Source organism: Streptomyces sp. NPDC006393, from assembly GCF_040628575.1.
Taxonomy (GTDB): domain Bacteria; phylum Actinomycetota; class Actinomycetes; order Streptomycetales; family Streptomycetaceae; genus Streptomyces.
This window is the reverse complement of sequence record NZ_JBEXZD010000172.1, coordinates 1-11,308: the sequence shown is the minus strand read 5'-3', so window position 1 is coordinate 11,308 and position 11,308 is coordinate 1. Positions and strand designations below refer to the sequence as shown.

Genomic DNA, 11,308 nt, shown 5'->3' with positions numbered 1-11,308 from the left:
CCGAGACCTCCTCGCCGTCGGCGAGGGTGCCGCGCACGGTGACGACGTTGCGGTGGTCGCCTCGATGCAAATCGAGGCGCCCCGCTGCCAGTTCGAGCCTCAGACCTCCACGACGACCGGGAGGATCATCGGCCGGCGCCGGTAGCCGTCCGAGACCCACTTGCCCAGCGTGCGGCGGATGAGCTGCTGCAGCTGGTGGGCGTCGGCGATGCCCTCCTGGGCCGACTTCTCCAGGACGTCCGCGATCTTGGGGATGACCTCCGCGAAGGTGGAGTCCTCGATGCCGGAGCCACGGGCCTGGATGTGCGGGCCGCCGGTGACCTTGCCGGTGGTGGAGTCGACCACCACGAAGACCGAGATGATGCCCTCGTCGCCGAGGATCTTGCGGTCCTTCAGGGCGGGCTCGCCGACGTCGCCGACGGAGAGGCCGTCGACGTAGACGTAGCCGGCCTGGACCTTGCCGGAGATCTTGGCCTTGCCCTCGACGAGGTCGACGGTGACACCGTCCTCGGCGATGACGATCCGGTCGTGCGGCACGCCGGTGAGGGCGCCCAGCTCGGCGTTGGCGCGCAGATGGCGCCACTCGCCGTGGACCGGCATCAGGTTCTTCGGGCGGCAGACGTTGTAGAAGTACAGCAGCTCGCCGGCCGAGGCGTGGCCCGAGACGTGCACCTTGGCGTTGCCCTTGTGGACGACGTTGGCGCCCCAGCGGGTCAGGCCGTTGATCACCCGGTAGACCGCGTTCTCGTTGCCCGGGATGAGCGAGGACGCCAGGATCACCGTGTCGCCCTCGACGATGCGGATCTGGTGGTCCCGGTTGGCCATCCGGGACAGGGCTGCCATCGGCTCGCCCTGCGAGCCCGTGCAGACCAGGACCACCTCGTGGTCGGGCAGGTCGTCGAGCGTCTTGACGTCCACCACCAGGCCCGGCGGGACCTTGAGGTAACCGAGGTCCCGGGCGATGCCCATGTTGCGCACCATGGAGCGGCCGACGAAGGCGACCCGGCGGCCGTACTCGTGCGCCGCATCCAGGATCTGCTGGATGCGGTGGACGTGGCTGGCGAAGCTCGCCACGATGATCCGCTTGCGAGCGCCGGCGAAGACCTGGCGCAGCACGCCGGAGATGTCCCGCTCGTGCGGCGTGAAGCCGGGGACCTCGGCGTTCGTGGAGTCGGCGAGAAGGAGGTCGATGCCCTCCTCGCTCAGCCGTGCGAACGCGTGCAGGTCGGTGAGGCGGTTGTCCAGCGGCAGCTGGTCCATCTTGAAGTCGCCCGTGTGGACCACCATGCCCGCGGGGGTGCGGACCGCGACGGCGAGGGCGTCCGGGATGGAGTGGTTGACGGCGACGAACTCGCAGTCGAAGGGGCCGATGCGCTCACGGTTCCCTTCCGCCACCTCCAGGGTGTAGGGGCGGATGCGGTGCTCCTGGAGCTTGGCCTCGATCAGGGCGAGGGTCAGCTTGGAGCCGATCAGCGGGATGTCCGGTTTCTCCCGCAGGAGGTAGGGGACCCCGCCGATGTGGTCCTCGTGGCCGTGCGTGAGGACGATGCCCTCGATGTCGTCGAGGCGGTCCCGGATGGACGAGAAGTCCGGCAGGATCAGGTCGATTCCGGGCTGCTCCTCCTCGGGGAAGAGCACTCCGCAGTCGACGATCAGCAGGCGGCCGCCGTACTCGAAGACCGTCATGTTGCGGCCGATCTCACCCAGGCCGCCGAGCGGGGTGACCCGGAGGCCACCCTCGACGAGCGGAGGGGGCGGGCCGAGTTCAGGATGCGGATGACTCAAAAGACTCTCCTCACCACACGCGCCACGTACCGGTGGGCACGTGGCGCGCGTGACGTTCGTGCAGAAGCAGTTGTCGTTGTGGGGTGCAGGCACCGGTGGCCTGCTTATTCAGTTGCCTGTTCGGTTGTGGAGCCCGGTTCCCGGCGGGGTGCCGGGTGGAGCCGGGCGGTGCGAGAAGGACTCGCGAAGTCTTGTTGTCAGAGCTGTACCCCGCCGGCGGCAAGATCGATCTTGAGCTGTTCGGTCTCCTCGGGCGTGAGCTCGACCATGGGCGGCCGCAGCGGTCCGCCGGGCAGTCCGCGCAGGGCGAGCGCGGCCTTGGTGGTCATGACGCCCTGGGTGCGGAACATGCCGGTGTAGACCGGGAGCAGCTTCTGGTGGATCTCGGTGGCCTTCTGGACGTCGCCGGAGGTGTAGGCGTCGATGAGGGCGCGCAGGTCGGGGGTGACGACGTGGCCGACGACCGAGACGAAGCCGACCGCGCCCACGGAGAGCAGCGGCAGGTTCAGCATGTCGTCGCCGGAGTACCAGGCCAGGCCGGAGCGGGCGATGGCCCAGCTCGCGCGGCCGAGGTCGCCCTTGGCGTCCTTGTTGGCGACGATCCGCGGGTGCTCGGCGAGGCGCACGATGGTCTCGGTGTTGATCGGGACGCCGCTGCGGCCGGGGATGTCGTAGAGCATGACCGGGAGGCCGGTGGCGTCGGCGATGGCCGTGAAATGCCGGTACAGGCCCTCCTGCGGGGGCTTGTTGTAGTACGGCGTGACGGTCAGCAGGCCGTGCGCGCCGGCGCGCTCGGCGGCGCGGGCGAGCTCGATGCTGTGGTGGGTGTCGTTGGTGCCGACGCCGGCCACGACGTGGGCGCGGTCGCCGACGGCTTCCACGACCGCGCGTACGAGGTCCGATTTCTCCGCATCGCCGGTGGTGGGGGACTCGCCGGTGGTGCCGTTGACGACCAGGCCGTCGTTGCCTGCGTCCACCAGGTGGGCGGCGAGCCGCTGCGCGCCGTCGAGGTCGAGTGCGCCGTCCGCCGTGAAGGGCGTGACCATGGCGGTGAGGACCCGCCCGAAGGGGGTCTGCGGAGTCGAGGTCGGAGCCATGGGTAACACGCTACTCGTTGCTCGGTGCGGGGTCTGCCCTAGGGGCAGGCGACAAGTCGTGACAAAGATGGAGCCCGGCACTGCCTGCTCGGGGGTTCAAGCAGTGCCGGGTCCGTTTGATCAGGCTAGATGAACTTCCACAAAGGCCGCAATACGGACACTTCACGAGGCTGACCCGTACATCAGTACCTGCGCAAACGCGGGGTCCCGGCGGCTCGGGAGACGGGCTACGGGGCGACCCGTCCGTTGGCGTTGAAGGCGGCGTAGGTGAGCGGCATGAGCTTCGCCCACTCGGCCTCCATCCGCTCGCCCACCATCTCGATCTCCCGCTGCGGGAAGGACGGCACCTTGGCCAGCTCGTGCTGGGTGCGCAGGCCGAGGAAGTGCATCAGCGAGCGGGCGTTGCAGGTGGCGTACATCGAGGAGAACAGGCCCACGGGGAGCACCGCGCGGGCGACCTCGCGGGCGACGCCGGCGGCGAGCATCTCCTGGTAGGCCTCGTACGCCTGCCGGTAGGAGTCCTCCATGACCCGCCCGACCAGCTCCTGCTGGGCCTGGGTGCCCTCGACGAACCTGTACTTCCCGGGGCGGCCCTCCTGGACCAGCTTGCGGGAGGCGTCGGGGACGTAGAAGACCGGCTCGAGCTCGCGGTAGCGCCCGGACTCCTCGTTGTACGACCAGCCCACGCGGTGCCGCATGAACTCGCGGAAGACGAAGATCGGGGCGCTGATGAAGAACGTCATCGAGTTGTGCTCGAAGGGGCTGCCGTGCCGGTCCCGCATCAGGTAGTTGATCAGGCCCTTGGAGCGCTCCGGGTCCTTGTTCAGCTCGTCGAGGGACTGCTCGCCGATGGTCGAGACACGGGCTGCGAACAGCACGTCGGCGTCCGACGCCGTGTGCTTGACCAGCTCGACGGCGACGTCGCTGCGGAAGCTGGGCTTCGGGTGGTCGGCGGGGGTGTCGGTCACGGCTCGGAGGGTCCCTTCCTTCACGTCTGACGGGCGGCGCCCACTCTACGGGCCGCCTCTGACATCGGGGCGTTCGGTGCCGGGCCGCGACATCTTCGGTGAAGATCTGAGAATTCGGGGAAACCGGGCACCTTTTGGGACACTCGTGCGTCTGTATGGGTGAGAAACCCCCGTTCGATCCGGAAGGGAGCCGTGTCCCCGATGTTCCGTCGGCGCGAGTCCGTCCCGTTCGCCTTCGTCGCCGAGGCCGACAGGTTCCGCAGCAATGTCGCTCCCCCGCCCCGGCAGCGGCCGTCCGCCGCCCGGATAGCCGGGCGCTGTCTGCTGGGCCTGACGATCGTCGCGGGACTCGTGGGCTCGCTGATCCTCGGCATGCCCGCGCTGTCGAGCAGCCAGTCCCCCACGCAGACGCAGCAGGCCTCCCACGGGCACTGAGCGCCGCGGCCACCCTCTGTGACCTCCCCCGCGGACCCCCACCGGACCGCCCCTCGCAGACCCCACGGGTGGTGAGCGGGGACACAGGCGGATAGCCTCACCGGGCACAGCCCATGCCTGGACGGAGTGAGGACCAGCCGTGCCCCTGCCCTTCCTGACGGCCGACCGCGCCTTCGACGCAGCCGACGACGTCGCGCTGCCGTTCGACGACCGCGAGCGCTGGCGGCGCCCCTACCGGCCCGGCCCATGGCGGGTGGGCGCGGCTGCCCTGGCGTTGCTGCTCGCCTCGTTCGTGCTGCTCGCGGCGGTCGTGATCGCGCTCACCGACGGCCCGTCCTCCGCGGCGGTCTGTTTCGGGGTCGCGCTGGTCGTCATCGCCGGCGCGCTGCGGCTGCTGCGCATGGGCGTGTGGGTCAGTGCCCGTGGGCTGCGTCATGTGGGCTTCCTGCTGACCCGTACGACGCCGTGGTCCGACGTCGTCAGCGTGCGGACGCTCCAGCAGCCGGTGCGCTGGCTCGGGCTGCCGCGCACGGTGCAGGGGCAGGCGCTGGTGCTCGCCCGCCGGGGCCGGGGCGCCGGGTCCGTAGCACCGCTGCTCACCACGCACAACGCCGACTTCCTGGGCCGCGTCACCGCCTTCGACCGGGCGGCGGACTCGGTGGAGGCGTGGGCCGAGGAGTACCGGCCCCACTGACACGCCCCGTCCCGACCTCATACGCCGGTGGGTCCGGTCCGCAGCGTGCGGACCGGACCCACCGGTGTGTGACGGCCGAGCCGTCGGGTGTCAGGCGGCCGGGGCCGGCCTGCCGTCGTGCAGGGCGATGGCGCGCTGCATCGCCTTGCGGGCGCGCGGGGTGTCGCGGGCGTCGTGGTAGGCGACGGCGAGACGGAACCAGGTCCGCCAGTCGTCGGGGGCGGCCTCCGTCTCGGCCTTGCGCCGGGCGAAGACCTCGTCGGCCGAGTCGCGGTCGATGCGCCCGCTGGGCGTGCGCCTGAGGTCGTCGACGGGCAGGCCGCCCTCGGCGTCGAGTTCGGCGGCGAGCTGGTTGGCCCGGCGGACGAACTGGGTGTTCTTCCACAGGAACCACAGCCCGATCACCGGCAGGATCAGTACGGCGATCCCGAAGGCGATGGTCACGGGCGTGCCGGACTGGAGGAGCATCACGCCTCGGCTGCCGACCAGGACGAAGTAGAAGACCAGGACGGCGGCCGTGACGAGGTAGGTGATCTTCGCGCGCATAAGGGGCTCGGGCTTCGGTTCCGCTCGGTGCTAGGTGCTCGTGGCTCAGCTGAGGTCGAGGAAGTGTTCCAGGCCGAAGGTCAGGCCCGCAGTGGTCACCACGCGGCGGGCGCCGAGCAGGATGCCCGGCATGAAGCTGCTGTGGTGGAGGGAGTCGTGGCGGATGGTGAGGGTCTCGCCCTCGCCGCCCAGGAGCACCTCCTGGTGGGCCAGCAGGCCGCGCAGGCGGACCGCGTGGACCGGGACGCCGTCGACGCTCGCGCCGCGCGCCCCGTCCAGGGCCGTCGTCGTGGCGTCGGGCGCCGGGGCCGTACCGGCGGCCCTGCGGGCCTCGGCGATCAGCTGAGCCGTGCGCGTGGCCGTGCCGCTCGGCGCGTCCACCTTCTTCGGGTGGTGCAGCTCGACGACCTCGACCGACTCGAAGTACGGCGCGGCGATCTGCGCGAACTTCATCGTCAGCACGGCGCCGATGGAGAAGTTCGGCGCGATGAGCACACCGGTCTCCGGTGACTCGGCCAGCCACCCCTTCAGCCGCGCGAGGCGCTCCTCGGTCCAGCCGGTGGTACCGACGACCGCGTGGATGCCGTGGTGCACGCAGAAGTCGAGGTTGTCCATGACGGAGTCGGGGGTGGTCAGCTCCACGGCGACCTGGGCCCCGGTCTCCGCCAGCGTCTGGAGCTTGTCGCCCCGCCCGAGGGCGGCGACCAGCTCCATGTCCTCGGCGGCCTCGACCGCCCGTACCGCCTCGGACCCGATCCGGCCCTTGGCACCGAGGACCGCCACGCGCAGCTTGCTCATCTCTTGTGCTTCCTTACGGGAGGTGTTCAGGCGACGGCGTCGTCCAGCCGCGCGGCCTGCTTGTCCTTGAGCGGGCCGATGACCGACAGCGACGGGCGCTGTCCCAGGATGTCCCGGGCGACGGAGCGGACGTCGTCCGGGGTGACCGCCGCCATCCGGGCCAGCATGTCGTCCACGGAGATCTGCTCGCCCCAGCAGAGCTCGCTCTTGCCGATACGGTTCATCAGCGCTCCCGTGTCCTCCAGGCCGAGCACGGTGGAGCCCTGGAGCTGGCCGATGGCGCGGCTGATCTCGTCGTCGGTCAGGCCGTTGTCGGCGACGTGGTCGAGTTCGTCGCGGCAGATCCTCAGCACGTCGTGCACCTGGCTGGGGCGGCAGCCGGCGTAGACGCCGAACAGGCCGCAGTCGGCGAAGCCGGAGGTGTAGGAGTACACGCTGTAGGCGAGGCCGCGCTTCTCCCGGACCTCCTGGAAGAGCCGGGAGGACATGCCGCCGCCGAGGGCCGTGTTGAGGACTCCTAGGGCCCAGCGGCGGTCGTCGCTGCGGGCCAGGCCGGGCATGCCGAGGACGACATGCGCCTGTTCGGTGCGGCGGCTCTGCACCTCGACGCGGCCCGCGGTGCGCAGGCTGCGCCGGCCGTCGCGGGGAGCGATGGGCGTCGCCTGGGCGTCCCGGAAGGCGCCCGTCTTCTCGAAGGCGGCGCGGACCTGGCGTACGACCTTCTTGTGGTCGATGTTGCCGGCGCAGGCGACCACGAGGTGGGTCGGGTCGTAGTGCTTCCGGTAGAAGCGGCGGATGCGGTCGGCGGTGAGGGCGTTGACGGTGTCGACGGTGCCGAGGACCGGGCGGCCGAGGGGGTGGTCGCCGAACATGGTGTGCGCGAACAGGTCGTGCACGCAGTCGCCGGGGTCGTCCTCGGTCATGGCGATCTCCTCGAGGATCGCGCCGCGTTCGACGTCGACGTCCTCCTCGCGGATCAGCGAGCCGGTGAGCATGTCGCAGACCACGTCGATGGCCAGCGGCAGGTCGGTGTCGAGCACGCGTGCGTAGTAGCACGTGTACTCCTTGGCCGTGAACGCGTTCATCTCGCCGCCGACGGCGTCGAGGGCGGAGGAGATGTCCAGGGCGGACCGGCGGGAGGTGCCTTTGAAGAGCAGGTGCTCCAGGTAGTGCGTGGCGCCGCCGAGCGAGCGGGTCTCGTCGCGGGAGCCGACGTGCGCCCAGATGCCGAAGGTGGCCGAGCGCACGGACGGCAGGGTCTCGGTGACGACGCGCAGGCCGCCCGGGAGAGTCGTCTTGCGCACCGTGCCGATGCCGCTCGTGCCCTTGATGAGGGTTTGGGTACGGGCGACGGCCCGCGCCTCCGAGGAGGTGCGGGCCGTCGCCTTGAAGCCACGGGACGTCACTTGGCGGCTTCGTCCTTCTGCTCTGCGTCAGCCTCCTCGCCCTCGATCACGGGGACGAGGGAGAGCTTGCCGCGGGAGTCGATCTCGGCGATCTCGACCTGGACCTTCTGGCCCACGCCGAGCACGTCCTCGACGTTCTCCACGCGCTTGCCGCCGGCCAGCTTGCGGATCTGCGAGATGTGCAGCAGACCGTCCTTGCCGGGCAGCAGGGAGACGAACGCGCCGAAGGTGGTCGTCTTCACGACCGTACCGAGGTAGCGCTCGCCGACCTCCGGCATCGTCGGGTTGGCGATGCTGTTGATCGTGGTGCGGGCGGCCTCGGCGGAGGGACCGTCGGCGGCGCCGATGTAGATGGTGCCGTCGTCCTCGATGGTGATCTCGGCGCCGGTGTCCTCCTGGATCTGGTTGATCATCTTGCCCTTGGGGCCGATGACCTCACCGATCTTGTCGACCGGGATCTTGACGGTGATGATCCGCGGGGCGTGCGGGGACATCTCGTCGGGCCGGTCGATGGCCTCCATCATCACGTCGAGGATGTGGAGGCGGGCGTCACGGGCCTGCTTCAGGGCGGCGGCCAGCACGGAGGCCGGGATGCCGTCCAGCTTGGTGTCCAGCTGGAGGGCGGTCACGAACTCCTTGGTGCCGGCGACCTTGAAGTCCATGTCGCCGAAGGCGTCCTCCGCACCGAGGATGTCGGTGAGGGTGACGTAGTGCGTCTCGCCCTCGATCTCCTGGGAGATCAGGCCCATGGCGATACCGGCAACCGGGGCCTTCAGCGGCACACCGGCGTTCAGCAGCGACATGGTGGAGGCGCAGACCGAACCCATGGACGTCGAGCCGTTGGAGCCGAGGGCCTCGGACACCTGACGGATCGCGTACGGGAACTCCTCGCGCGTGGGCAGCACCGGCACCAGGGCGCGCTCGGCGAGGGCGCCGTGGCCGATCTCGCGGCGCTTGGGGGAGCCGACGCGGCCGGTCTCACCGGTGGAGTACGGCGGGAAGTTGTAGTTGTGCATGTAGCGCTTGCGGGTCACCGGGGAGAGGGTGTCCAGCTGCTGCTCCATGCGGAGCATGTTGAGGGTGGTGACGCCCAGGATCTGGGTCTCGCCACGCTCGAACAGCGCCGAGCCGTGCACCCGCGGGATGGCCTCGACCTCGGCGGCCAGGGTGCGGATGTCGGTGACACCGCGGCCGTCGATGCGCTTCTTCTCCTTGATGACGCGCTCACGGACCAGGGTCTTGGTCAGCGAGCGGTACGCGGCGGAGATCTCCTTCTCGCGGCCCTCGAACTCGGGCAGCAGCTTCTCGGCGGCCAGGCCCTTGACGCGGTCCAGCTCGGCCTCGCGCTCCTGCTTGCCGGCGATGGTGAGCGCCTGGGCGAGCTCGGGGCGGACGGCGGCGGTGAGCGCCTCCAGGACGTCGTCCTGGTAGTCCAGGAAGATCGGGAACTCGCCGGTCGGCTTGGCGGCCTTGGCGGCGAGGTCCGACTGGGCCTTGCACAGCACCTTGATGAAGGGCTTCGCGGCCTCCAGACCGGCGGCGACGACCTCCTCGGTGGGGGCCTCGGCGCCGCCCTCGACGAGCTTGATGGTCTTCTCGGTGGCCTCGGCCTCGACCATCATGATCGCGACGTCGCCGTCCTCCAGGACGCGGCCGGCGACCACCATGTCGAAGACGGCGTCCTCGAGCTCGGTGTGCGTCGGGAAGGCGACCCACTGGCCGTTGATCAGCGCGACGCGGACGCCGCCGATCGGGCCGGAGAAGGGCAGGCCGGCCAGCTGCGTGGACGCGGACGCGGCGTTGATCGCCACGACGTCGTACAGGTGGTCGGGGTTGAGCGCCATGACCGTGCAGACGACCTGGATCTCGTTGCGCAGGCCCTTCTTGAAGGACGGGCGCAGCGGGCGGTCGATGAGGCGGCAGGTGAGGATGGCGTCCTCGGAGGGCCGGCCCTCACGGCGGAAGAAGCTGCCGGGGATCTTGCCGGCCGCGTACATCCGCTCCTCGACGTCGACCGTCAGCGGGAAGAAGTCGAGCTGGTCCTTGGGGTTCTTGGAGGCGGTGGTGGCCGACAGCACCATGGTGTCGTCGTCCAGGTACGCCACTGCGGAGCCCGCGGCCTGCTTGGCCAGGCGGCCCGTCTCGAAGCGGATGGTACGGGTGCCGAAGGAACCGTTGTCGATCACGGCTTCGGCGTAGTGGGTCTCGTTCTCCACTAGCGTTTTCTCCTCGTCGTCGTCCCACTCGCCCGTGTGGCGGAGGGACGGTGGCGGAGAAGCGCTCCGTCTGGTGCGGGCCGGTCTTCGATCGAAGCACCCGGGACTCACTCCCCGGGGGCCACTACCGAGGACCGGCGGCGGCGAGGCGCGCTTCTCCTCGTTCGTCGTACGTGACGGCGCCCTACCTGCTGTCGGTAGGCACTGTCACGCTGTGTCATCCGTATGTCGTTGTGCTACCACACTACAAAGGGGCACTGACAGTCCGCACGTTTCCGTACGTTCCGCCGAGCCTCCTGCGCATACGGCGAAGGGAGCGGCCCCCTGTCGTACGGGAACCGCTCCCTTCACGGCGTCTTACTTGGCGCCCGCCGCACCACGGCGGATGCCGAGGCGGTCGACCAGCGTACGGAAGCGCTGGATGTCCTTCTTCGCCAGGTACTGCAGCAGCCGGCGGCGCTGACCGACCAGGATCAGCAGGCCACGGCGGGAGTGGTGGTCGTGCTTGTGGGTCTTGAGGTGCTCCGTCAGGTCGGAGATCCGACGGGAGAGCAGAGCGACCTGGACCTCGGGGGAGCCGGTGTCACCCTCCTTGGTACCGAACTCGCCGATGATCTGCTTCTTCGTAGCGGCGTCGAGCGACACGCGTACTCCTCATGGTGTGTGATGGGCCACCGAGTGCCCCAGGTCTTCGTCTCTGGGGAGCTTCCGTGACTCGGGAGGCGGGGATCCGCTGGGCGCGGCCTCCAGGGCCCGCAGGGTTGCCTGCGATCGGGCTCCGGGGGTGCGTACACAAACGGCCGTCACTCAGGGTACCAGGCGGTCACGGGCGCCCTCACCACGGTCCCTGAAGGCTCCTGGCGGGGCCGCGCGGACCACTAGGGTGAGCGTCGATCCAGTACCCCAGTCCGTACTGGGTCCGTACCACGTCGGGAAGGGGTCGCTGCGCGATGGCGGAGACGGAAGCGGAGATCAAGGCACGCAAGGAACGCGAGCGCGACGAACTGTACGCCCTCGACATCTCGGGCGTGGAGTGGCAGTGCGCGCCGGGCACGGAGGAGCACGAGGAGCGCGTCGAGATCGCCTATCTTCCCGGCGGCGCCGTGGCCATGCGGTCGTCGCTCGACCACGACACGGTGCTGCGCTACACGGAGGCGGAGTGGCGGGCGTTCGTGCTGGGCGCGCGGGACGGCGAGTTCGACCTGGAGCCGGCGCCGCGGGACGGCGGCGTCGCGGCCGAGTGAGGGGCGTACGGCGGTGAACGACGGTGTGAGGGGGCGCGGCACACTCTGGTCGGCCTCGTCGAGCACGGCGATCCGCACGTCCTCGAGCGAGCAGGCACCGCGGTTGATGATGTCGTGTC

General features: G+C 70.1%; 11 protein-coding genes. 3 read left to right on the top strand and 8 right to left on the bottom strand.

What is annotated here, in order from left to right:
* Positions 1-99: 99 nt before the first annotated feature.
* From ABZ484_RS37235 to thyX, 3 genes are all read right to left on the bottom strand, one after another.
* The gene (locus tag ABZ484_RS37235) at positions 100-1,785 is read right to left on the bottom strand and encodes a ribonuclease J (protein ID WP_358870383.1); all 1,686 of its coding nucleotides are present in this window, start codon (positions 1,783-1,785) and stop codon (positions 100-102) included.
* Positions 1,786-1,982: 197 nt separating this feature from the next.
* A complete protein-coding gene (gene dapA, locus ABZ484_RS37230; RefSeq protein ID WP_358870382.1) occupies positions 1,983-2,882 on the bottom strand; it encodes a 4-hydroxy-tetrahydrodipicolinate synthase in 900 nt (299 codons plus the stop codon).
* Between the two features lie 227 nt (positions 2,883-3,109).
* Positions 3,110-3,850, bottom strand: a complete 741-nt coding sequence (gene thyX, locus ABZ484_RS37225) for an FAD-dependent thymidylate synthase (protein ID WP_358870381.1) — start codon at positions 3,848-3,850, stop codon at positions 3,110-3,112.
* A 201-nt stretch (positions 3,851-4,051) separates the two neighbouring features.
* Between thyX and ABZ484_RS37220 the strand changes: the two genes are divergently transcribed.
* Both ABZ484_RS37220 and ABZ484_RS37215 read left to right on the top strand, forming a co-directional pair.
* Entirely contained in the window at positions 4,052-4,285 is a 234-nt protein-coding gene (locus ABZ484_RS37220) for a hypothetical protein (protein WP_030177463.1), read from the top strand.
* Between the two features lie 139 nt (positions 4,286-4,424).
* The gene (locus ABZ484_RS37215; RefSeq protein ID WP_358870380.1) at positions 4,425-4,979 is read left to right on the top strand and encodes a hypothetical protein; all 555 of its coding nucleotides are present in this window, start codon (positions 4,425-4,427) and stop codon (positions 4,977-4,979) included.
* A 90-nt stretch (positions 4,980-5,069) separates the two neighbouring features.
* On the opposite strand, the gene ABZ484_RS37210 is transcribed toward ABZ484_RS37215, so the two are convergent.
* The 5 genes from ABZ484_RS37210 to rpsO all read right to left on the bottom strand — a co-directional run bounded on the left by ABZ484_RS37210 (position 5,070) and on the right by rpsO (position 10,590).
* Complete coding sequence (locus ABZ484_RS37210) at positions 5,070-5,525, bottom strand: hypothetical protein (RefSeq protein ID WP_306191538.1); 456 nt, start codon at positions 5,523-5,525, stop codon at positions 5,070-5,072.
* Between the two features lie 45 nt (positions 5,526-5,570).
* The gene (dapB, locus tag ABZ484_RS37205) at positions 5,571-6,323 is read right to left on the bottom strand and encodes a 4-hydroxy-tetrahydrodipicolinate reductase (RefSeq protein WP_358870379.1); all 753 of its coding nucleotides are present in this window, start codon (positions 6,321-6,323) and stop codon (positions 5,571-5,573) included.
* Positions 6,324-6,349: 26 nt separating this feature from the next.
* A complete protein-coding gene (locus ABZ484_RS37200) occupies positions 6,350-7,729 on the bottom strand; it encodes a pitrilysin family protein (protein WP_358870378.1) in 1,380 nt (459 codons plus the stop codon).
* Positions 7,726-9,945, bottom strand: coding sequence for a polyribonucleotide nucleotidyltransferase (locus ABZ484_RS37195; protein ID WP_358870377.1), 2,220 nt, complete (start codon positions 9,943-9,945; stop codon positions 7,726-7,728). Before ABZ484_RS37195 ends, ABZ484_RS37200 begins: the two co-directional genes overlap by 4 nt.
* Positions 9,946-10,302: 357 nt before the next feature.
* Entirely contained in the window at positions 10,303-10,590 is a 288-nt protein-coding gene (gene rpsO / locus ABZ484_RS37190; protein ID WP_053664877.1) for a 30S ribosomal protein S15, read from the bottom strand.
* A 305-nt stretch (positions 10,591-10,895) separates the two neighbouring features.
* Here rpsO and ABZ484_RS37185 point away from each other — a divergent pair, with 305 nt between their 5' ends.
* The gene (locus tag ABZ484_RS37185) at positions 10,896-11,189 is read left to right on the top strand and encodes a DUF397 domain-containing protein (protein ID WP_358870376.1); all 294 of its coding nucleotides are present in this window, start codon (positions 10,896-10,898) and stop codon (positions 11,187-11,189) included.
* The last annotated feature ends 119 nt before the right edge of the window (positions 11,190-11,308 follow it).

Excerpts from the sequence above, each read along its gene's own strand:
- dapA (WP_358870382.1), bottom strand. The coding sequence starts at position 2,882 with ATGGCTCCGACCTCGACTCCGCAGACCCCCTTCGGGCGGGTCCTCACC.
- ABZ484_RS37210 (WP_306191538.1), bottom strand. The coding sequence starts at position 5,525 with ATGCGCGCGAAGATCACCTACCTCGTCACGGCCGCCGTCCTGGTCTTC.
- ABZ484_RS37220 (WP_030177463.1), top strand. The coding sequence starts at position 4,052 with ATGTTCCGTCGGCGCGAGTCCGTCCCGTTCGCCTTCGTCGCCGAGGCC.
- dapB (WP_358870379.1), bottom strand. The coding sequence starts at position 6,323 with ATGAGCAAGCTGCGCGTGGCGGTCCTCGGTGCCAAGGGCCGGATCGGG.
- ABZ484_RS37185 (WP_358870376.1), top strand. The coding sequence starts at position 10,896 with ATGGCGGAGACGGAAGCGGAGATCAAGGCACGCAAGGAACGCGAGCGC.